Source organism: Sphaerisporangium sp. NPDC004334 (genome assembly GCF_053602655.1).
Genome location: NZ_JBSGDZ010000028.1, coordinates 85,605 through 105,659 on the forward strand (window position 1 = coordinate 85,605; position 20,055 = coordinate 105,659).

18 protein-coding genes are annotated in these 20,055 nt (G+C 71.8%); 8 read left to right on the forward strand and 10 right to left on the reverse strand.

The window, feature by feature from the left end:
• Positions 1-35: 35 nt before the first annotated feature.
• The gene (locus ACWEN6_RS31485; protein WP_452575282.1) at positions 36-854 is read right to left on the reverse strand and encodes a polysaccharide deacetylase family protein; all 819 of its coding nucleotides are present in this window, start codon (positions 852-854) and stop codon (positions 36-38) included.
• Between the two features lie 261 nt (positions 855-1,115).
• On the opposite strand from ACWEN6_RS31485, the gene ACWEN6_RS31490 reads away from it, so the two are divergent.
• The gene (locus tag ACWEN6_RS31490) at positions 1,116-2,414 is read left to right on the forward strand and encodes a CDP-alcohol phosphatidyltransferase family protein (RefSeq protein ID WP_452575284.1); all 1,299 of its coding nucleotides are present in this window, start codon (positions 1,116-1,118) and stop codon (positions 2,412-2,414) included.
• A 3-nt stretch (positions 2,415-2,417) separates the two neighbouring features.
• Positions 2,418-3,581: a sulfotransferase family protein gene (locus ACWEN6_RS31495; RefSeq protein WP_452575286.1), complete on the forward strand. Its 1,164-nt coding sequence runs from the start codon at positions 2,418-2,420 to the stop codon at positions 3,579-3,581.
• On the opposite strand, the gene ACWEN6_RS31500 is transcribed toward ACWEN6_RS31495, so the two are convergent.
• Positions 3,522-4,598, reverse strand: coding sequence for a glycosyltransferase (locus tag ACWEN6_RS31500; RefSeq protein WP_452575288.1), 1,077 nt, complete (start codon positions 4,596-4,598; stop codon positions 3,522-3,524). The two genes, ACWEN6_RS31495 and ACWEN6_RS31500, sit on opposite strands and share 60 nt — an antisense overlap.
• Entirely contained in the window at positions 4,595-7,285 is a 2,691-nt protein-coding gene (locus ACWEN6_RS31505) for a CDP-glycerol glycerophosphotransferase family protein (RefSeq protein ID WP_452575290.1), read from the reverse strand. The genes ACWEN6_RS31500 and ACWEN6_RS31505 overlap by 4 nt, the downstream gene beginning before the upstream one ends.
• A 282-nt stretch (positions 7,286-7,567) precedes the next feature.
• On the opposite strand from ACWEN6_RS31505, the gene ACWEN6_RS31510 reads away from it, so the two are divergent.
• From ACWEN6_RS31510 to ACWEN6_RS31520, 3 genes are all read left to right on the forward strand, one after another.
• The gene (locus ACWEN6_RS31510; RefSeq protein WP_354924532.1) at positions 7,568-9,250 is read left to right on the forward strand and encodes an alkaline phosphatase D family protein; all 1,683 of its coding nucleotides are present in this window, start codon (positions 7,568-7,570) and stop codon (positions 9,248-9,250) included.
• Between the two features lie 152 nt (positions 9,251-9,402).
• Entirely contained in the window at positions 9,403-9,894 is a 492-nt protein-coding gene (locus ACWEN6_RS31515) for a SigE family RNA polymerase sigma factor (RefSeq protein ID WP_452575292.1), read from the forward strand.
• Positions 9,891-10,682 (forward strand): hypothetical protein, encoded by a 792-nt coding sequence (locus tag ACWEN6_RS31520; protein ID WP_452575294.1) that lies wholly within the window; start codon positions 9,891-9,893, stop codon positions 10,680-10,682. Before ACWEN6_RS31515 ends, ACWEN6_RS31520 begins: the two co-directional genes overlap by 4 nt.
• Before the next feature lie 159 nt (positions 10,683-10,841).
• Here ACWEN6_RS31520 and ACWEN6_RS31525 read toward each other — a convergent pair whose 3' ends face one another.
• The 5 genes from ACWEN6_RS31525 to ACWEN6_RS31545 all read right to left on the reverse strand — a co-directional run bounded on the left by ACWEN6_RS31525 (position 10,842) and on the right by ACWEN6_RS31545 (position 15,096).
• Positions 10,842-12,023 (reverse strand): SRPBCC family protein, encoded by a 1,182-nt coding sequence (locus ACWEN6_RS31525; RefSeq protein WP_452575296.1) that lies wholly within the window; start codon positions 12,021-12,023, stop codon positions 10,842-10,844.
• Between the two features lie 199 nt (positions 12,024-12,222).
• The gene (locus tag ACWEN6_RS31530) at positions 12,223-13,464 is read right to left on the reverse strand and encodes an RNA polymerase sigma factor (RefSeq protein WP_452575298.1); all 1,242 of its coding nucleotides are present in this window, start codon (positions 13,462-13,464) and stop codon (positions 12,223-12,225) included.
• The gene (locus ACWEN6_RS31535) at positions 13,446-13,823 is read right to left on the reverse strand and encodes a YciI family protein (protein WP_452575299.1); all 378 of its coding nucleotides are present in this window, start codon (positions 13,821-13,823) and stop codon (positions 13,446-13,448) included. The genes ACWEN6_RS31530 and ACWEN6_RS31535 overlap by 19 nt, the downstream gene beginning before the upstream one ends.
• A gap of 17 nt (positions 13,824-13,840) precedes the next feature.
• Positions 13,841-14,419 carry a dihydrofolate reductase family protein gene (locus tag ACWEN6_RS31540; protein WP_452575301.1) on the reverse strand — a complete coding sequence of 193 codons (579 nt, stop codon included), beginning with the start codon at positions 14,417-14,419 and terminating at the stop codon, positions 13,841-13,843.
• Positions 14,420-14,616: 197 nt separating this feature from the next.
• Positions 14,617-15,096 carry a hypothetical protein gene (locus ACWEN6_RS31545; protein WP_452575303.1) on the reverse strand — a complete coding sequence of 160 codons (480 nt, stop codon included), beginning with the start codon at positions 15,094-15,096 and terminating at the stop codon, positions 14,617-14,619.
• A 203-nt stretch (positions 15,097-15,299) separates the two neighbouring features.
• Here ACWEN6_RS31545 and ACWEN6_RS31550 point away from each other — a divergent pair, with 203 nt between their 5' ends.
• Positions 15,300-16,688, forward strand: coding sequence for a hypothetical protein (locus tag ACWEN6_RS31550; RefSeq protein WP_452575305.1), 1,389 nt, complete (start codon positions 15,300-15,302; stop codon positions 16,686-16,688).
• Here ACWEN6_RS31550 and ACWEN6_RS31555 read toward each other — a convergent pair.
• The gene (locus ACWEN6_RS31555) at positions 16,663-17,139 is read right to left on the reverse strand and encodes a MarR family winged helix-turn-helix transcriptional regulator (protein WP_452575307.1); all 477 of its coding nucleotides are present in this window, start codon (positions 17,137-17,139) and stop codon (positions 16,663-16,665) included. The two genes, ACWEN6_RS31550 and ACWEN6_RS31555, sit on opposite strands and share 26 nt — an antisense overlap.
• A gap of 112 nt (positions 17,140-17,251) precedes the next feature.
• On the opposite strand from ACWEN6_RS31555, the gene ACWEN6_RS31560 reads away from it, so the two are divergent.
• Positions 17,252-18,352 carry a serine hydrolase domain-containing protein gene (locus ACWEN6_RS31560; RefSeq protein WP_452575309.1) on the forward strand — a complete coding sequence of 367 codons (1,101 nt, stop codon included), beginning with the start codon at positions 17,252-17,254 and terminating at the stop codon, positions 18,350-18,352.
• A gap of 73 nt (positions 18,353-18,425) precedes the next feature.
• Here ACWEN6_RS31560 and ACWEN6_RS31565 read toward each other — a convergent pair whose 3' ends face one another.
• Positions 18,426-18,644 carry a hypothetical protein gene (locus tag ACWEN6_RS31565; RefSeq protein ID WP_452575310.1) on the reverse strand — a complete coding sequence of 73 codons (219 nt, stop codon included), beginning with the start codon at positions 18,642-18,644 and terminating at the stop codon, positions 18,426-18,428.
• A gap of 283 nt (positions 18,645-18,927) precedes the next feature.
• On the opposite strand from ACWEN6_RS31565, the gene ACWEN6_RS31570 reads away from it, so the two are divergent.
• Positions 18,928-19,881: a hypothetical protein gene (locus tag ACWEN6_RS31570; protein ID WP_452575312.1), complete on the forward strand. Its 954-nt coding sequence runs from the start codon at positions 18,928-18,930 to the stop codon at positions 19,879-19,881.
• Positions 19,882-20,055 lie beyond the last annotated feature (174 nt).

The window sequence follows — 20,055 nt, forward strand, 5'->3', positions numbered from 1 at the left end:
GGTCGGTTCGCCGGTCGGCGCGGCGGGCCGGACGGTCAGTTCCAGCCGCCCACGGGGTAGACCTCGCCGGCGGCCAGCGACCTGCCGCGCAGCAGGGCGGTCACCGGGACGACGTGGTAACCCTTCTTCTCCAGTGAGGTGAGGATCTTGGGCATGGCCTTCACCGTCTCGGGCCACACGTCGTGCATGAGGACGACGCGGTCGCGCTTGGCCAGGCCGAGCACCTTTTTGGTGACGGCGGCGGTGTCGCGGAGCTCCCAGTCGCGGCTGGTGCCGTTCCACAGGATCTGCGCCATGCCGAGCTCGGCCGCGATGCCGCCCACCCGCTCGTCGGTGTCGCCGTAGGGCGGGCGCATGAGGTCGGGCGCCCTGCCGGTGAGCTTCTTGATCGCGTCCCGTGGGCGGGTCAGCTCGTCCCTGATGTCGCCGTCGGGCAGGGTGGTCAGGTGCGGGTGGTCGTAGGTGTGGTCGCCGATCTCGTGGCCCTCGCGGGCCATCCTGCGCACGATCGAGGGGTACTTGCCGATCTGGGCGCCGACCAGGAAGAAGGTGACCTTGGTGTGGTGCCGCCTGAGCAGGTCCAGCAGCGTGGAGGTGTAGCGGCCGGGGCCGTCGTCGAAGGTCAGCGCGATGCACTTCACCTTGGCGCAGTTCACCTTGCCGGCAGCCGTGGGGGAGGCGGCACCAGTGGAGGAGGCGGCGCCCGTGGACGAGGCGGTGGCCGTGGAGGAGGCGGCTCTCGCCTGGTTGGTCCGCGCCGTGCCGGAGGCGGCTTGGCCGGTGGACGCCAAGGCGGCGGGCGTGGCCGCCAGTGTCATCGTGGTCGCGATCACGGTGGGAATCCATCGCCGCATCGAAAATCCTCCTTGGCTCGGCGCCGCGTCACCTTATCCCAGCCGTACTAATAACCGGATAAGTGGGTCAATATCGGCATGGGTCCGGCACCAGGGGCGGAGCGCCGGGCTAGACGCGAGCCGGCCTCGCGCGGCGGACGGCGGAGGGGAAGGTCAAGCCCTCGGAGGCGGTCGCCGGTGGCGGTCAAGAAACCATCTAGAGATCTCATGTTAGTTACAGACGGTGATTTTCGGTGGCTTCGCGTGGCCATGCTGGCAGTCATGAGGCCATATTCGCTCGATGACGTCCTCGCGACGCGCAAACGCAGAGACTCATGGTGGACGGTGTTCATGGTCGACCCGGTGGCCTGCCGGGTGGCACTGTTCGTAGCGAATCACACCGAGATCACCCCGAACGCCCTCACGCGCTTCTCGCTGGTCCTCGGCATGGTCTCCGCGGGCTGCTTCGCCATGGGCCACCTGGTGCTCGGCGCGGTGCTGTTCTATGTGAGCTTCATGATCGACTGTGTCGACGGCAAGATCGCCCGGCTCAAGGGCACCGGGACCCCGTTCGGGCTGTGGCTGGACTACGTCGGCGACCGCATCCGGGTGGTCTGCTGCGCGGTCGGCCTTGCCTACGGGCAGTACGCCGCGACCGGCCGGCTCGCGTTCGTGCTGCTCGGAGCGGGCATCGCCATCTTGGACCTGTTCCGCTACGTCAACGCCCCCCAGATGAAGCGGGTGCGCCAGACGGTGAAGGCGCGCAGGCGCGCCGCCCGCCGCGAGGAGCTGGACGCGGTCCGCGACGCGATGGCCGTGGAGTCACTGGCGCAGGATCCCGAGTATGACATGCCCTACGCCGCCGCGGCGGCCGCGAACGAGCCGCCGGATCCGTCCGGCTACGACCCCTGCGATCCTTACGACCCGTACGACCAGATGGCCGACCCGGGGTACCGGTTCGAGGACGCGCCGCCCGGGCCGCGCGCGCCCGGACGGTCACCGGGCGAGCACATCGACAACGCGGACAACGCGGACAACGCCGACCAGCCCACCGAGACCTACAACGGGCCGCTGATCCCCCGCCAGGCGTCCCCGTCCAGCGAGTACGGGCATACCTACCCCTACGACCGCGCGGCCCCCTTCGACCAGGCGTCCTCGCACGACTGGACGGGCCCGCACGGCCACGCGGCCTCCTTCGGGCAGGCGGCGCCCGACGGCGAGACCGCCTCCTGGCACGCGGTGGACGCCCGGCAGGTCCCCCCGCCGCCGGAGGGGGAGGAGCCGCCGGCCGGCCTGCGCCAGCGCGTCGGCCTGTGCCTGGCCCGGCACCGCGTGCGCACGCACCTGATGAGCGGCATCGAGTTCCACGCGGCCGTGTTCATCCTCGGCCCGGTGCTCGGGCCCGCGGCGCTGCTGCCCGTCACCACCGGCGCGGGCGCGCTCCTCGTCCTCAACGAGATCTTCCTGGTCTACCGCATGTGGCAGTCCACCCGGGCCCTCGCGGCGGGGGCCGCGCACCCGCCCGCCGGTCCGGACGACGAACCGCACGTGCGCACCGACCCGTTCTTCACGGGGGTGTAGCCGATGCGGACGGACCGGCCGGTCTTCGTGATCGGCTGCCCGCGCTCCGGCACCACGATGCTGCAGCTCATGCTGCACTCGCACCCGCGCATCGCGGTGCCGCCGGAGAACCGCTTCCTGCTCCAGGCCTACTTCCGCCGACGCCTGCACGGGGACATGCGAGAGGCGGAGAACCGCCGCGGGCTCGCCGAGTGGATCGCCACCGACCGGAGCACCAGGTTCGGCGAGCTGGGTCTGGACCGCGCGGCCTACGTCCGCAGGGCGGTCGAGGGACCCGGGTCGCTGGGCTCGGTGATCGGCGAGGCGTTCCGCGCGTACGCCGAGCGGTTCGGCAAGCCGCGCTGGGGCGACAAGCGGCCCTGCTACATCCGGCATGTGGGCGCGCTGCTGCGCCTGTTCCCCGATGCCCAGTTCGTCCACCTGGTCAGGGACGGACGCGACTGCGTCGCCTCGCTCAAGGAGATGACCTGGTACAAACTGGACATCCTCCACGCGATCGCCACCTGGGCGGAGGCCGTCGACCTCGGGCGCCGCTACGCCGAAAGGCTGCCGGCCGGCACCTTCCACGAGCTGCGGTACGAGGACCTGACCGCCGACCCGCACGGCGAGCTGGCCAAGGTGTGCCGCTTCCTCGGCGAGGAGTTCGACCCCGCGATGTGCGAGCCCCGGCGCATGGCGACGGCGGCGGTGCCCTCCCACAAGGTGTGGCACAGCAACACCCACCAGGAGATCACCCAGGCCAGGGTGGGAAGCTGGACCACCCGGCTGGAGCCGTGGGAGATCGCGCTGTGCGACAGCGTCCTGGGCGGACGCCTGCGCGCCAGGGGCTACGAGCCGGCCGGCGCCCCGCGGCCCTCCGTCCCGCGACTGCTCGCCTACCGCAGGACGGCGGCCCGGCGGTGGCTGTCGCTGCGCAAGCAGCGCCTCCGCGACCAGGTGAACGGCCGCCGCGAGCCCGGCCCGGTGGCCGCCATGCTCACCTCCGGCCAGCTCTCCCTCCTCACCGTCCCCGCCCCCCGCGCCCCCTTCCAGGAGTCCACCCCTGTTCCGCGGGTCCCCTTTCAGGAGTCCGCCCCCGTTCCGCGGGTCCCCTTCCAGGACGGCCGGTCAGCGGCGGATGTGCGCGAACAGGGTCTCCCAGCGGTCCAGGACGTTCTCCGGCCGTAACGCCGCGGCCCGGGCCCTGGCCGCGGCGCCCAGGCGCCCGCGCCGGGCGGGGTCGGCCATCAGCCCGCTCAGCGCGGCGGTGAACGCCTCGACGTCCGCGGGCGGCACCAGCGTCCCGGTCGTGCCGTCGAGCACGAGCGAGCGCACCCCGCCCGAGACGTCGAAGGCCACCGACGGCATGCCGTACGAGGCGGCCTCGGCCACGGCCGGGGGAAGCCCTTCATGCTCACTGGACAGCCCGAGGATCGCCGCGTCGAGGAACTCCTGCCCCATCCGCGCGGCCGGCACCCGGCCGCGGAACACCACGCGGTCGCCGATCCCGAGCGAGGAGGCGTGCGCCCGCAGCCGGGTCAGCTCCGGCCCGTCCCCGATCAGGTGCAACTCCCAGTGTCCGCGCGTGCGGCCGGCGCGCGCGAAGGCGGTGATGAGCCGGTCGAACCGCTTGACCGGGGCCAGCCGGCCCACCCCGAGCACGCGCGGCACGTCCAGAGGGGACGTCCTGTCCGGCCAGGCGCGCAGCGGGTTGGGCAGGTGGGCGGCGTTGGGCAGCAGCGCTTCCTCGGCGAACCGGCGGGCGTCCTCGGGGCTGAGGAAGACGGCCTGGTCAAGGGCGCCGTAGTCGCGCCGTACCAAGGCCAGGTGCGTGGTGCCGCGGGCGCGCTCGTACGAGCCGTGGTACTGCCCGATGGCGCGCAGCCGCGGCGGCAGCAGATCGGCCAGCCAGGACACCGCTCCGGGCGAGGTCAGCACCGCGTACCCGGGGCCGATGGAGGCCAGCAGCCGGGCCACCCGGCCGCGCGCCACCCACCGGACGCCCTCGCCGAGCGGCCGCCGTTGCACGACGTGGCGCTCGTACAGCGGCCGCTCGACGTACCGGAACGGCTCGGGCGCCTGGTGCAGGCCGATGACGTGCACCTCGTGCCCGCGCAGGGCCAGGCCGTGGGCGACCGTGTGGGTCACCTGCTGCACGCCGCCGAGCGTGTCGGCGTCCATGCAGGCGAACACGACCGCGTTCATGTGCCCTTTTCGCCGGGCAGGCCGGAGAAGAAGGCCTCCACCACGCGCGCCGCCGCCTTGCCGGTCTCCTCCGCGCAGAACAGGGCGGCGAAGTCGGCGTACCGCTCGGCGTGCTCGGCGCTGACGGCCGGCAGGTCGCGCAGAGCGGCGACCAGTTCGGCCGTGGTCGTCAGGACGGGCCCGGGGGCGATCTCGCGCAGGTCGTAGTTGAGTCCGCGGTCCATCCGCACGTAGTCGTCGTGGTCGTCGGCGTACAGCAGGATGGGCCGCCCGGTGCAGGCGTAGTCGCAGATGATGGAGGAGTAGTCGCTGACCAGCGCGTCGGAGGCGAGGATGAGGTCGTTGACCTCGGGGTACGCTCCGGCCGCCCGGACGAGGTGGCGCACCCGCTCGGGCACGGTGAAGCGTTCCGCCGGATGGGTGCGCAGCACCACCACCCAGTGGTCGGCGAGCGCGCGGGCCATGGCGTCCAGGTCGACGCGCACCGAGGTGCCGCCGCGCCTGTCCAGGTCGCGGTAGGTCGGCGCGTAGAGCAGGATGCGGCGGTCCTCGGGGATCTCCAGGGCCTCGCGCACGCGCGGCCCCGCGCCGGGGTCCCCGTTCACCAGCACGTCGCACCGCGGCGAGCCGAACCCGAGGACGGCGCCGGTGTACTCGTTCGACGGCACGAAGACGCGCTCGAACTCCGGCCCGGGGGAGACCAGCGCGTCCCAGCGGGCCACGGCGGAGCGCCACCGCTCGCGCGGGCCGGGGAAGTCCCCGCGCAGGTCCGGCGACTCGAACCCGACCGTCTTCAGCGCCTGGCCGTGCCAGGTCTGCAGGTAGCGGGTGCCCTTGGGCTTGGGGAAGTCCAGCGGGAACCCGTGGCTGTCCACCCAGTAGCCCGCCCGGGCCATGGTCCAGACGTACCGCCAGCTCATTCGCCGCACGAGCGGCACATCGGCGGGGAACCCGGCCGCCTTCGCCCGGGCCGACCAGCGCACCCGCAGCGGCAGGTCACGCCGCCGGATCTCCTCGTAGATGTAGCGGGGGTTGCCGGTGTAGGAGGCGCCGAGGTCGGACTCGAACAGCGCCAGGTCGCGGCGGCGCGGCACCACCTTGATCAGTCCTCGGTACACCCACAGCTTCAGCTCGGCGCGCCCGGCCAGGTCGCGCAGCGAGCGCAGCCGCGCCGCCCGGCGCAGCGTCGGCGACGGCCGCCAGGAGACGCGCAGGACGGCGCCGTCGCCGCTCGGGGCGACGGTGACCTCGTGCCGCCCCGCGGTCAGGGTCAGGGCAGGGGTGGCCGGGTCGACCAGCAGGCGGTCACTGGTGCGGTGGCCGTCCGGGCGGACGTGGGAGACGCGCACGTCCCGGCCGCCGTCGAACCCCAGGCGGCCGAGCCTGGCTCGCGCCAGGTCCACCTCCACCTGCGTGAGGTAGCTGCCGTCCGGCTGCCGCCGCGGCGCCAGCGGCACGCGCAGCCCTTTGACGGTCAGCTCGGCGGTGGTCTTCCAGCGGCGCAGCACGGCGAAGGGGTCGTAGGTGCGGACCGTCATCGACACGACCGTCCCCTGACAGGAGATCTCGCCCACTTCGTGCCTGATCCGGGACGCGGCGAAGGGCAGCTCGGCCAGCCGCAACGGCGTGATGTCCAGCGCGGGGTGAGCGCGCGTGCCCCAGTACGTCCGGCCGTCCACTCGCAGGGCGTGGCGGGGGGCGGCCTTGGGACCGGTCAGCGACCGCGCCGCCACCAGCAGGTCCTCGGCCCGGTCGGCGGCGATCAGGTGGCAGCACACCCTGATCATCGGATCGGCCCGCTGGAGCACGCCCGGCTCCAGTTCCGCGAGGTAGGGGCGTACGACCGAGGCGAACTCCTTGATCCACACCTTGGTGTGGCGGGGCAGCTTGTTGAGATGGACGCGCAGGTCCTGCGCGAGGAAGCGCTGCTGCCGGTGTCCGACGAGGTCGGAGCACCCGTTGTCGCGCAGCACCGCGTCGCTGATCTGCGCGGCCCGCACCCGGTCGCGCACGCCGTCCAGGTCCCCGGCGGACGGCGGCGGGGAGGCCGGGGCGGCGGCCCGCTGCGACAGGTACACCGTCCACGGCACGATCGCGAAGCGGCGGGCGGCGCAGAAGAGCGCTGCGGTGAAGACGTGGTCCTCGTGGCGCAGGTTCTCGGCGAAGCGCAGGCCCTGCTCGCGCAGGAACGCGGTGCGGTACAGCTTGTTGGTGGCGAACCCGTCCAGGAACAGGCGCGGTTCGGCGCGGATGCCGTCGACCACCCGGCGCGGGCGGAACAGCTCGGGGCGGTAGCGCTGCGTGCGCCCGGTGGCCCCGGCCGGCCGTGCGATCTGCCCGGCGGCGAAGTCGGCGCCGGTGCGCTCGACCTCCAGCAGCAGGCTCTTGCAGGCGTGCCGGGTCAGCTCGTCGCCGCCGTCGAGGAACATGACGTGCGGCGCGCGCGCCGCGTCCAGCCCGGCGTTGCGCGGCGCTCCGCGGTGGCCGCTCCGGGCGTCGCGGCGGACGTACCTGACCCGCGGGTCGTCCAGCCGGGACACCAGGGCGGCGGTGTCGTCGGCGCCGGCGTCGTCCACGATGATCAGTTCGAGGTTGCGCAACGACTGGCCGAGCACGGACGCGATGGCGCGCGGCAGGCGGGCGGAGTCGTTGACGGTGATGAGCACAACGCTGACGTCCGGCTGCATGCGTGGTCTCTCCCGAGTCGGCATTGCCCTGACCGGGGTATTCCCGGGCGGATGCCCGTGCCGCCGGCCACGGCGGAGTGCTGACCGGCGCTTGCCGCGACCTTTGACGCGACGGGGCGCGGCGCGGGGCGGCCGTGGCGATGCTGGGATATCGCCTTCCTTACGCCTGCGGGGGTTTCAGTGGTATATGTCGCCCTTTCTATGACAGTTGCCGTTAACGGGGCGGTCATGATCCTCGGCAAGGCTGCGGATGTCGCATCTTGATCCCATGGGGAGCCCCGCATGCCGCACCTCGACCGACGCTCCTTCCTCGTGACCGGCCTCGCCGCGGGCGCGATCGCCACCATCCCGGCGTCCGCCGCGCTGGCCGACCCCGACCCCGCCGCCGAGACCGCGCAGAGCCTCGCGAGCCGGGGCCTGCGCTCCGACCCGTTCACCCTCGGCGTGGCCTCCGGCGACCCCGACCACAGCGGCTTCGTCCTGTGGACCCGCCTGGCCACCCAGCCGCTGGCCGAGGACGGCATGGGCGGCATGCCCGCGCGGCCCTTCCCCGTGCTGTGGCAGGTGTACTCCGACGAGCGGTGCCGTCGCGTCGTGCGCTCGGGCGTCGCCGTGGCCGCCCCCGAATGGGGACACAGCGTCCACGTCGAGGTGGACGCCCTGCCCTCCGGGCGCGAGTACTGGTACCGCTTCCGCGTCGGCCCGTACCTCTCACCCGTCGGACGCGCGCTCACCGCGCCGCACCTGCTGTCCTACGGCTCGCCGCTGTCGATGGCGTTCGTCTCCTGCGCCCAGTACGAGCACGGCTACTTCACCTCCTACCGGCGGCTGGCCGAGGAGCACCCGGACCTGATCCTGCACCTCGGCGACTACCAGTACGAGTACACCAAGAACACCTACACCATCCCCGGCGGCAACGTCCGCGACCACGAGGGCCCCGAGACCGAGACGCTCGCCGACTACCGGCAGCGGCACGCCCAGTACAAGACCGACCTGGACCTGCAGGCGGCCCACGCCGCCGCCCCCTGGCTGGTGGTGTTCGACGACCACGAGGTCGACAACAACTGGGCCGACGAGGTGCCCGAGAAGCCCGAGGTGCCGCAGCCGAACTTCCTGGCCCGCCGCGAGGCCGCGTTCCGCGCGTACTACGAGAACATGCCGCTGCGCCGCACCTCCGTCCCGCGCGGCATCGACATGCAGCTCTACCGGCGCGTCCGCTGGGGGCGCATGGCCACCTTCCACATGCTCGACACCCGGCAGTACCGCGACGACCAGGGCTGCGGCGACGGCTACCGCGACTGCCCCGCCGCCGTCGACCCGGCCCGCTCCATCACCGGCGCCGCCCAGGAGAGGTGGCTGCTGGACGGCTTCCGCCACTCCCGCGCCCAGTGGGACATCATCGGCCAGCAGGTCTTCTTCGCCCAGCGCGACAACAACGCCGGACCCGCCAAGGTCACCAGCATGGACGCCTGGGACGGGTACGTCGCCTCCCGGCAGCGCATCACCCAGGGATGGGTGGACGCCAAGGTGCGCAACCCCGTCGTGCTCACCGGCGACGTGCACGCGCACTGGGCCTCGGACCTCAAGCTCGACTACGACGACCCCACCGGCCCGTCGGTCGGCTCGGAGCTGGTCGCCACGTCGATCACGACCGGCGGCGACGGAGCGGACTCCGACCCCGCCACCCACCCCTACCTGGCCATCAACCCGCACCTGAAGTTCTACAACAACCAGCGCGGGTACGTCCTGACGAAGATCGAGCGCGACCTCATGAGCGCCGACTTCAAGGTGGTGCCCCACGTGCAGGTCGCCGGGGACCCGGCCTACACCCGCGCGACGTTCGTCATCGAGGACCAGGTCCCCGGCGTCCAGCAGACCTACCTGCGCCCGCTGGACACCACCCTCATGCGCACCCGCCCGATGACCGTCGAGGACACCGTCACCTGGGAGACCGAGCGCCCCTGACCCCTCCCCTCGCCCCTGGTGATCGCCGGGCCCGCCGTGCGGCGGCGGCCCGGCGATCGGCCCGGCATCCCGGGACTCTCCTGCCCGCGTGTCAACCGGATCCGGTCCCCGTCGTGTAGGTCACTGTGAGACCTTCCGGACGGAGACCATGGATGGACGACGGGTTCGACGACTACGTGGCGGCGCGCTATGAGCGGCTGCGGCACGCGGCCTATCTGCTCACGGGGAACCGGGCCACCGCCGAGGACCTCGTCCAGACGGCGCTCGCCAAGGCGTGGGTGGCCTGGCGCCGCATCGACGGCGACCCCGACCGGTACGTGCACCGCATCATCGTCAACACCCACGCATCCTGGTGGCGCAGGAAGTGGCGCGGCGAGGTGCCCGCCGAGCACCTGCCCGACCTGCCCGACCAGCGGGACCTCGCGACCGAGGTCGGCCACAGGCACGTCCTCAGACAGGCGATCGGCGACCTGCCCCGGCAGCAGCGGGCGGTCATCGTCCTGCACTACTTCGAGGACCTGACCCTGGTGCAGTGCGCCGACGTGCTCGGATGCTCGGTCGGCTCGGTCAAGGCGCAGCTCAGCCGGGCCCTGCGACGCCTCCGCGTCGACTCCGAGACTCACCTGACGGGAGCTGAGCGATGACCTTCACCGAAGCCGACCTCCGCGCGGCACTGGCCGACGACCTGCGCGCCGGCCTTCCTGACGTGCCCGGCATCGTGCGGCGCGGTCACCGCATCAGGCGGGGCAGGGCCGCCTCCGCGGTGACCCTCGCGGGCGCCGCGGCGGCCGTCGCGGCGGTGCTGATCGCGAGGCCCGCGCTCGACCCCGCGGCGGTGGACAGGACGCCGGTGACGGCGGCGACCGTCGCCCCGCCCGCCGGCCTGCCGGCGATGAACGATCTGGACAATCCGTTGATCAGGACCGTCGTGTCCACCACGCTCGTCACCGGCCGCGAGATCACCTTCCGGCCGCTGAGCGTCGACACCTCCTACAAGATCGTCTGTGACGATCCGAGGGCATGGGTGGCGGTCCGCACGTCCGACGGCATGGAGATGTCCGGCAGATGCGGGACCGACGGGATCGGCAACTACTTCAGCAGAGACTCGGTTCCCTCCGACTGGCTGCGGCAGCCCCAACGGCTGCGCGTCTGGGTGTTGCCCGCCGACACGCCGATCATCGACCACCGGCCGCGGGAGAACCCGACCGAGAGGTACGCCGGCTGCAAGGTCGTGGACGACTCGGTGGGCCGGTGTGACGGCGGGTACCTGGCCGAGATGCTGCTCCAGCCCGGTCGCGTCGAGAAGCTCGCCACCCGGCTCGGTCCCCGGCCAGGCCGCTGGGCCATCGGCGTCTACGACGGCCCCGAACCCACTGCCTCCGCCACCCCCACTCCCACCATTTCCCCCACTCCGTCCGCGCCTGCCGAGTAGCCCATTTCCGCAGCCCGACCTCATCTCTCCCCGCCGTCCCTGCCCGGGTTGACTGTTGTACGACGGTTTCCGGGGCGCCGCGTCGGCAGGTCCGGGATACGGCGATGCCGGCGCGCTCATGTGCGGCGAGCACCTGGCCGGAGGGCGGCGGGTGTGTGGTCAGCGGCGGGCGAGCATGCGGCGTACGAGCCAGGCGAGGAGGATTACCAGGGCCAGGCCGGCGACGGCCGGGGCGACGCGCTTGAGCACGGGCACTCCGGCGATCTCCAGCAGGTCGAGCGCCTCCTCCTCGGCGGTGCGGGACGTGCGGGCCGTCCCGGCGGGGTGCACCTCGCGGCCCGCCGCCGCCTCATCGGCGTACGGCGGCTCGTAGGAGTCGGGCACGGCGGTGAGATGCCGCGCGGGCGGTTGCTCCCCTCCGCCCGGACCGGCGGCCGGCGTCGCGGCCTCCGCCGGCGCGGCGGCCTGGCCGGGCGGCTCCGCGGCGGCATGGGCGGGTGGCACCTCGGCGGCTTGGCCGGTCTCCTCATCGGCGGCCTGGCCGGATGGCTCCGCGGTGGCCGGCTGCCGGACGTCCTGGTCGCCGGCGCCCCTCAACGGCACCACGTCGGCCGGCGCGCCGATCGCCGTCACCGTGGCCGGCTCCTGGTCGCCCACCGGGACGATCTCGGGAACCTCCTGCTCTTCGGCGTCCGGCAGAGACGTTCCCGGCCGGTTGAACGGGGTCGTGGCGGGCGCGGTGGCCGGCGGCGGAGCGGTCACCTCCGCTGTGGCCTCGGCAGGGGTCTCCGGCGCTGCGGCACCTGTCGAGTCAGCGGGGATCTCGGGGGTCGCGGCGTCCGTCGTCTCAGCGGGAGTCTTGGGGGTCGCGGCGTCGAGGGGCTCGGCGGGGCTCTCGTGGAGGAGGGCCGCCAGGTTGGCCGCGAAGCGGTCGAGCAGCTTGGCGCCGACCTCGGCCATCACCCCGCGTCCGAACTGCGCGGGACGGCCGGTCACGTTGAAGGAGGTCTCGACCTTGACCCGGGTCTGGGCGCCCTCCCCGGCCAGCGCCGCGCTCACCGTCGCGGTCGCGGTGCCGGTGCCGCGCGCCTCCTTGCCGGATGCCTTGAGGGTAAGGGTGTGGGTGTCCTTGTCGACCGCCTCGAAGCTCGCCCGGCCCCGGTAGGTGACGGTGATCGGCCCGACCTTCACCTTCATCCGCCCGGTGAGGTCGTCGCCCTCCGCGCTGTCCAGTGCGGCGCCCGGCAGGCACGGAGCCACCCGCTCGACGTCGAGGAGCACCGCCCACGCCTGCTCAAGCGGCACCGGGACCGTGAACTCGTGCTCGAACCGCATCGTCATCGACCCGCTCCTCATCCAGGTGCCGCCCAGCCGGTGGACGCGGGACGGCCCTCGTCGCTCTTGCGCCATTATGACCGTCCTCCCCTACCTTGCTACCCCAGTGATTGGCCAGGCATCATCCGTCCCACCCCGTACACGATCCACCGCGCCGCCCTGCCTTCTCCGCGCCGTACAGGTATCCGCCCTGGTGGAGGAGCGGTCAGCGGGACGTTTCCTTGGCCCGTCGCTCAAGGAAGGCCCGAACGGCCGGGTCCGTACTGAGGGTGGACGCCTGGGTGTAGGCCGCGACCGCGTCCTCGTGCCGGCCGAGCCGGGCGAGCAGGTCGCCGCGTACCGCGTGATACGGCTGGAAGCGCTCCCGTTCGACGGGCAACGCCGCCAGCAGCGACAGCCCCGTCCGGGGTGAACGGGTCCGGCCGATGACGGCGGCGTGGGCGACCCGGCCGCCCAGGCTCGGCGCGATCGCCACCAGAGCGGTGTAGAGCGTGCACAGTGCGTCCCAATCGGTGGCGCCGCTGCGGGCCCGATCGCAGTGGACGGCCTGAATCGCCGCCTCCAGCTGGAACCGCCCGGGCGCCTGGCCGGGCCGCTCGGCCAGGCGGAGGTAGGCCTCGCCCTCGGCGATGAGACGGCGGTCCCACCCGTCCGGGTCCTGGTCCTGTAACGGCAGATAGCGGTCGCCGGGAGCCGTGGCACGCGCCGAGGCCAGGGTGAGCAGCGCCGCCAGCGCCCACGCCTCGGGCTGGTCGCCGAGCAGCTTCGCGGTCGTGACGGCCAGGTACCGGGCCTCTCCCGCGGGCGACGTCCCCTCGCCCCGCTCCGCGAAGGTCAGTGCGTAGCAGGCGTACACCGCCTCCAGCACCGACGGCAGCCGCTCGGGCATCGCCTGCCGCCCGGGAACGGCGAAGGGAATCCGGGCGTCCTTGATCCGCCGCTTGGCCCGCACCAGTCGTTGCGACATCGCCCCGGCGGGCACGGCGAAGGCCCGCGCGATCTGGGCGGAGTCGAACCCGAGTACGGCCTGGAGCATCAGCGGGGTACGGACGCCGGCGGCGATGGCCGGGTGCGCGCACACGAACAGCAGGGCCAGTCGCCGGTCGGGGATCCGGCCCGGGTCGAGATCGTCCAGCTGCCGGACGGCGTCGGCGCCGATGTCCGTGGCCGTCTCCAGCGGCTGGTTGCGGCGGTGCGCGGCGGACCTCCACAGATCTCGCTGCCGGTTGCGCGCGACCGTCAGCAGCCAGCCTTCGGGGTTGTCCGGCACACCGTCGCGCGGCCAGGTGATCAGAGCCTGCTCGAAGGCCTGCGCCAGGGTCTCCTCGGCGAGTTGGAGGTCGCCGGTCGGAGCGGCCAGCAGGGCGACCAGCCGGCCATAGGACGCCCGTGCGGTGCGCTCGGCGACGTGCGCGGCCGTCTCACCGGTCACGACGACGCGACCCACGTCCCGGCCTCGATGTGCACCGCACCGGGCCGGACCTCGACGGTGCCCCACGACAGCGGCGGCGCCTGCCGCGCCCACTCCAGGGCGGCGTCCAGATCCGGCACGTCGATGACGATCACGCCACCGAGTTGCTCCTTGGTGTCGGCGAACGGCCCGTCCTGGATCCGTGGCTCCCCGTCGATGAGCGTGAGCGTGGTCGAACCGGTCGACGGCCGCAGCACCTGGCCGCTCGCCAGGATGCCGGCCTGCTCGAGTGTCGCGGCGTAAGCGGCCATGGCCCGCATCCCCGCGGCCATCGCCTCGGCCCCGATCGTCTCCTCGCTCGCCTCGCTGTAATGGAACAGCAGCATGTACCGCATATCCCGATCCTCCCTCGTCACTTGACCCGGTAGCGTGCGATGACCACTCCGGTCGTGGAGGTCGTCGCCTCCTGAAGTATCAGGTCGGTTCTTTCCCCCTCGCCGAACAGGCGCGTCCCCGAACCGAGGACGATCGGGTGGATCAGCAGGACGTACTCCTCGACCAGGCGGGCCGCATGCAGTGAGCGCACCAGTTCACCGCTGCCCAGCACCCTGATCACGCCGTCGGTACGGCCCTTGAGCCGTGCGACGGTGTCGGCCGCCTCCCCCGCCAGCAGCGTGGAGTTGGGATAGGCGAGTTCGGTGCGCGCCTGGCGGGAGGCGACGTATTTGGGCGAGTTCACCAGCACCTCGGTGAACGGGTTGGGGTCGCTCACCGATGTCCAGTGGCCCAGCAGGTCGTCGTACGACCGGCGCCCGAAGAGCATCGCCGTGGCCCTGTCCATCCTCCCGACGAACCTGCCGATCACCTCGTCGGTGTACCCGACGCCCCAGCCGCCGTGCCGGAATCCACCCCTGATGTCCTCCTCCGCCCGGCCCGGCCCCTGCATGACGCCGTCTGCACAGACGTTCGCGAAAACGCTGATCGTGCCCACCTCGAACTCCTCATCTCGTGACCATCCAGACGGCGTTCGCGCCCGGCATGGTGATGACGAGTTCGGCAGGCCCAGACAGACACCGTGAGCGGGCGCCGCGCCCCGGGCCGCCCTGGCGGCCTCCTCGAACGTCTCTCCGGTCACCTCGGGGGAGCAGAGTCGGCGAAAAGGCCCACACGTGGTGGCCGGTGACCGGGTCACCACGCAAGCCCACACGCGAGGCCAGCACCGCCCGGGGCGCCGGAACGGCTGTGGAGGAGGGAGTTGCTGACCAACTCGGCGACGGCGAACTCGGCGTCGTCCACCCACCGGGTGCCGGCCAGCAGGCACCGGACGAACGCGCGCGCCTTGGGCGCCTCCTCGGCCACCCCGGTGAACGCGCGCCGCCACACCATCTTCCCCGTGGGCACATGACGGTCGGCCCTTCCGTGAGGCGCGGGAGGCCCGTCCGCCCCTCCGGCGATCTCCCGCTCGTGGCCTTCACCGGTCGGGGAACGCCCGTCACTTCGTCCGGCGGCGAAACCGTCATCGGGGGGCGGGACTCGTGCCGTCCTGGGAGCGCCCGTGACGTCGACGACGGGATCGGCCATGGCGGCCACCTCCTTGCCGATGGTCGCGGGACCACCCCGCGCCGAGGAGTACTGTCGCCCGCGCCCGCCGCGGGATCGAACCCCCATGACCGCCACCGTCCGAACTCCCTCGGTATGGCCCGTGACCTGGGCGGAGGCCGTGGGAACGGTCGGCGACGACCATCGGCCGCAGGCGTTTATGACCCCACGGTCGTCATCAAGAGTGAGCGCGCATGTGCATTGGGTGAGTAAACTGTCCTCTGAACAGTAGAACTGCTGTTCGGAACCGCCCGGACCCAAGGGAGGCCGTCGTGACCGGGGGGCACCGTGTCCTGCTCTCCTGCCGCAGGCGTGGCGAGGAGCTACGGGCGCGCGGGTTCACCTACGAGCAGATCGCCGATGTCCTGGCGGTCGATCTCCATGCCGGCCCCTTGCTGTTCCACCGGTACGCCCATGGCCTGACCGCCGCGCAGGTCGTGGCGGCGTTCAACGACCTCGATCCGGCCGGCACGGCGTCGATGCGCGCGGCGCGGCTGTACGACCTCGAAAGCTGGCCGCGCAGCCGGCGCCGTCCGTCCCCGCGCGTGCTCGACCTGCTCGCCCGCATCTACCAGACGACGGCGCGTCGCCTGGTCACCGACGAGACCTACGGCGGGTACGGCGCGGCCGACCGCGAGCTGATCGACGCCGTCGACCATCGTCACCTCGACCCCTTCCAGCGCAGGAGCCTCACGCCTGCTATGCCGGGAATCGACCGTGCCAGCATGGATTCGACCGATGCGGCAGATCGGCCCGGCCCGCCGGTGGCACCGGCCGTCACCATGCGCACCGACGACTGCGCCGCTCTGTTCCGCGCCCTCACCGCCGAGGAGGCCGACGTGAAGCGACGCGAACTGCTCTTCGAGCTGGCGGCGGCGCTGGGCGGCATCCCCGCCCTCCGGCTCCTGCGCTACCTGACCCCGGACGAGGAGACCCGCCTCGCCCACGTCCTCCGCGGCACCACCCGCGCAGACCCCCAGACCGTGACCACCATCGAAAAACTGATCGCCCAATGCTGGCAGGCGGACGAGGCTCGCGGGCCGGTCTCCTTGAGGCCCGTGGTCGACGCTCAGCGTGGCCTGCTGGCGAGACTGCTGAGCCAGAACGCTCTGCCACCTATGTTGCGTGACCGGATCACCACCGCCTATTGGGCTCTCAGTCATCTCGGCGGCTGGCTTCGCTACGACGTGCTCGACTATGCGGGAGCCGTCCAGTGGTACCAGCAAGGGCTGGAGGCCGCCTACGCGCTGGGAGATCCCACACTTCTGGCCCACACGCACGACTGCCTGTCCAACACCTTCGGCTATCAGGGTAAACCGACCGTGGCGCTCGACCACTCGTACGCGGCGGTGGCCTGGGCGAAGGAATCACCCAGCAGGCTCCAGCGGGCCGCGACATCACTGGCCCTCTCAAGAGCCCTGGCGGACGCCGGACGAGGAGAGGACGGCCTGCGAGCCCTCGATCGTGCCCATGGTGAGGCCGCGACCCCGCGCACCGAGGCCGATCCGAGTCCGCCTGATCGACGGCATCCGCCGCACCAGGCGGCAACTCGACCCCTGGACGAGAAACACCCACGTCAAGGAGCTGGACGAGAGGTTAAGCGCGCTGGGGCGGGTCATGTGATTCCGGCGGTGATCAGTGAGGGCGTAGTCGGCGGCTGAGGAGGAGGGTCAGGGCGCCGGTCGTGTCGGAGAGGTGGTTCAGGGACGCGAGCAGGTCGTCTCTGGAGGCGGGGGGCAGGGCGGTGAGGAGACGGGCGGTGGTGGCGGCGCGGGCGGCGCGTCCGCATTCGATGGCGTCGTGGCCGTGCGGGGTCAGTTCGACGTAGCGGTTGCGGCGGTCACCGGGATCGGCGCGGCGGGTGACGTAGCCGACCCGCTCCATCTCCATCACCACCTTGGACGCGCCCTGCGCCGTCATGCCCAGCAATTCGGCCAGTTCGCTGATGCGCACGGGGCCGGCCAGCAGGTGCTGGAAGACATACCCGTGCACGTCACGCACCTCGGGGTGCCCGGCCTCGGTCATCCGTTCGCGCACCTCGGCCTGGGTTGCGGCGGCGAGGGCGGTGCACAGCAGGGTCAGATCGGCGGACACCTCGGGAGTTGACGGCATGGTGATCACTCTCTAATACTCAACCTAAGTTGCGCAACAATGGTTGAGCATCTGCCTTGTCGGGAGATCACCCGATATCAGGAGGCAGCGGAACGAGAAGAAAGGACCCGCCATGTACTGGGACCCGAAGTTCGACGCGGTGGTCGGAGCCTTCATGGACGGTGCGAGCGACGGACCGGGAAGCGCGCTGGCCGTCAGCGTGCACGGCCGCCGGGTCGTCGACGTCTGGCACGGCACCGCTGACGAGGCGGGCTCGCGCCCATGGGAGGCCGACACGGTGGTGAACGTCTTTTCGGCGTCCAAGGGCATCGTCGCGACGCTGGCGCACATGCTGGCACAACGCGGGGTGCTGGACCTTCACGCGCCGGTTCGCCGGTACTGGCCCGAGTTCGCCGCCGATGCCACGGTGGCCGACGTGCTGTCCCACCGCGCCGGGCTGCCCGCGCTGCGTGATTCGCTGCCGCCGGGGAGCCTCTACGACTGGGAGACCATGACGGCGGCGCTCGCCGCTGAGAAGCCCTGGTGGGAGCCGGGAACGCGTCATGGATACCACGCCGTCACCTTCGGCTGGCTGGCCGGCGAGATCCTCCGCCGGGTGACCGGCAGGCCGGTCCGCGAACTGGCCGTGAGCGAGCTTGGCATCCCTGACCTGTCGATCGGGCTGCCGGTGCACGCCGCCGCCAGGGCGGCGCATGTTCCCCCGCCCGGAGCCGGGGCTCTCCCCGAGACCTCGCCACTGCTCAAGGCCATGGCCGACCCTGAGTCGATCACCGCCAAGGCGTTCTTCAACCCGGCCGATCAGCTCACCCCCGGGCTGGTGAACACCGCGAGATGGCGGGCCGCGCAGGTGCCGGCGTCCAACGGTCACGCCAACGCGCGGTCGCTGGACACCTTGTACGCGCGCATCCTGACCGGTGACCTGCTCACTCGTGAGACGGTCGCCGAGGCCACGATGGCGCGCAGTGACGGGCCTGACGAGGTCCTCCACGGGCGCACCCGGTTCGGGCTGGGTTACATGCTGCCGAACGAAGTCCGGCCGTTCGCCCCGGCGCAAGGTGCTTTCGGGCATCCGGGCGCGGGCGGCGCGCTGGCCTTCGCCGATCTGAAGTCCGGGGTCAGCCTCGGCTTCACGCCCAGCCGCACGATCATCAGCCCCGCCGGTCCCGACCCCCGCTGGCCGGCGATCGTCGAAGCGCTGTACGCCGCCGTCTGACAGGGCGGCTCAGGAGCCGGACGCCGGCCGCGCCCGTCCGCGGCGGCGGGCGGGGAGAAGACCATGCTTCGATTCAGGCGGCCGACCAGGACAGGAGGGTGCCGAGGACGGCGAGGGCGGCGTTGGTGGAGATGGTCACCCCGTGGCGCAGAGCGAGGCCGAGGTGCTGCAGCAGGACCGTGGCCTCGGGGCGGAACCAGGCCGCGGCCGCCAGAGCGATCATGGCGGCGAGCTGGACGAACGCCGTCGAGGCCAGCGCCTTCGAAGCGACCTGTAACGGTACTTCGACCATGCCGCCGTCCCCCGTACGTGATCTACGTGTTCCCCGGGCAACATACCGGTCACTCGATGACCGGCGAACCATCCTCGGGTGAATTCCCGGTGCTCCACCCCACGCTTGCCGCCACGCAAGAGAGACCTCTGCCGCGCCGGTCCAGCCGGCCAGGCCCATCTCGGCTTACCTTGGTGCCGCCGATAATGCGATAAATGCCATTCAGGGTGCTGATCGAGAGGGCTATGTCCTGTATTGATGCAAAGTTTTGGTCAGGCTTTGGTGGGGATGTAATGTCGCTGCCGTGCCTTCTCAAGAACACGAGGCGCTGATCCTGCTTTTCCGAAATCGTCCGACTTTGGCCGCCGAACTGCTGGGCGATGCATTCGGTATGGAAATGCCGGAATACAGCGAGGTAAGAATCGAGTCGGGAGACCTCACCGAGTGCCCGCCGGTGGAGTACCAGGCGGACGCCGTCGTGGTGCTCTCGTCGGGTGCGTCGCCGGTGCTGGCGGTGGTGGTGGAGGTCCAGCGTGGCCGTGATCCGCACAAGCGGTGGAGCTGGCCGGTGTACCTGGCGTCGGTGCGGGCTCGGGCGCGCTGCCCGGCGATCCTGCTGGTGGTGTGCACCGAAGCCCCGATCGCGCAGTGGTGCGCGGCACCGATCGACATGGGCCATCCCGGCTGGCGGCTCACCCCCATGGTCGCCGGTCCGGCGACCGTTCCGGTGGTGACCGATCCGGCCGAGGCGGTTCGCGCACCGGAGCTGGCGGTGTTGTCGGCGGTCGCCCACGGGGGTGACATCGAAGCGCAGCCGATCATGGATGCGTTGTTCGCGGCCTTGGCCACCATCGACGCGGATCAGGCACGGCTGTACGCTGATTTCGTCCTGATGATGCTCCCCGAGGTGGCTCGCAAACATATGGAGGAATTAATGGCTACCGGGACTTACGAGTACCAAAGCGACTTCGCGCGGCAATACGTCGCCGAAGGTCGGGCTGAGGGTAGGGCTGAGGGCCGTGCGGAGGGGAAAGCCGAGGGCCGGGCAGAAGGGAAGATCGAGGGCCGGGCCGAAGGGAAGGCCGAGGGCCGGGCCGAAGGGAAGGCCGAGGCGGTCCTGATTCTGCTCGGTACGCGGGGGGTCGCGGTCTCCGAGGAGGCCCGGGGACGCATCCTCGGTTGTACGGAGGCGGCCCGGCTCGATGTCTGGATCCAGCGTGCGGCCACCGCCGATGCCATCGACGACCTGTTCGCGTGATGGTCGTCCTTCAGCGTCGGCCTTCCTGACCGATCTTCCGCGTCTGGTCTCCTGGTGGTTCCCCGCTTCGTCAACGCTGCTCCCCGAAGAGATGGAGACGTCGGTGAGGGGTGGCCCAGGCGTCGCCGAGTGGGGCGCCGCATCATTGGGTGGGATGCGGCGCCCGTGGTGCCG

Excerpts from the sequence above, each read along its gene's own strand:
- ACWEN6_RS31485 (WP_452575282.1), bottom strand. The coding sequence starts at position 854 with ATGCGGCGATGGATTCCCACCGTGATCGCGACCACGATGACACTGGCG.
- ACWEN6_RS31490 (WP_452575284.1), top strand. The coding sequence starts at position 1,116 with ATGAGGCCATATTCGCTCGATGACGTCCTCGCGACGCGCAAACGCAGA.
- ACWEN6_RS31495 (WP_452575286.1), top strand. The coding sequence starts at position 2,418 with ATGCGGACGGACCGGCCGGTCTTCGTGATCGGCTGCCCGCGCTCCGGC.
- ACWEN6_RS31500 (WP_452575288.1), bottom strand. The coding sequence starts at position 4,598 with ATGAACGCGGTCGTGTTCGCCTGCATGGACGCCGACACGCTCGGCGGC.
- ACWEN6_RS31505 (WP_452575290.1), bottom strand. The coding sequence starts at position 7,285 with ATGCAGCCGGACGTCAGCGTTGTGCTCATCACCGTCAACGACTCCGCC.
- ACWEN6_RS31510 (WP_354924532.1), top strand. The coding sequence starts at position 7,568 with ATGCCGCACCTCGACCGACGCTCCTTCCTCGTGACCGGCCTCGCCGCG.
- ACWEN6_RS31515 (WP_452575292.1), top strand. The coding sequence starts at position 9,403 with ATGGACGACGGGTTCGACGACTACGTGGCGGCGCGCTATGAGCGGCTG.
- ACWEN6_RS31520 (WP_452575294.1), top strand. The coding sequence starts at position 9,891 with ATGACCTTCACCGAAGCCGACCTCCGCGCGGCACTGGCCGACGACCTG.
- ACWEN6_RS31525 (WP_452575296.1), bottom strand. The coding sequence starts at position 12,023 with ATGACGATGCGGTTCGAGCACGAGTTCACGGTCCCGGTGCCGCTTGAG.
- ACWEN6_RS31535 (WP_452575299.1), bottom strand. The coding sequence starts at position 13,823 with ATGCGGTACATGCTGCTGTTCCATTACAGCGAGGCGAGCGAGGAGACG.
- ACWEN6_RS31545 (WP_452575303.1), bottom strand. The coding sequence starts at position 15,096 with ATGGGGGTTCGATCCCGCGGCGGGCGCGGGCGACAGTACTCCTCGGCG.
- ACWEN6_RS31555 (WP_452575307.1), bottom strand. The coding sequence starts at position 17,139 with ATGCCGTCAACTCCCGAGGTGTCCGCCGATCTGACCCTGCTGTGCACC.
- ACWEN6_RS31560 (WP_452575309.1), top strand. The coding sequence starts at position 17,252 with ATGTACTGGGACCCGAAGTTCGACGCGGTGGTCGGAGCCTTCATGGAC.
- ACWEN6_RS31565 (WP_452575310.1), bottom strand. The coding sequence starts at position 18,644 with ATGGTCGAAGTACCGTTACAGGTCGCTTCGAAGGCGCTGGCCTCGACG.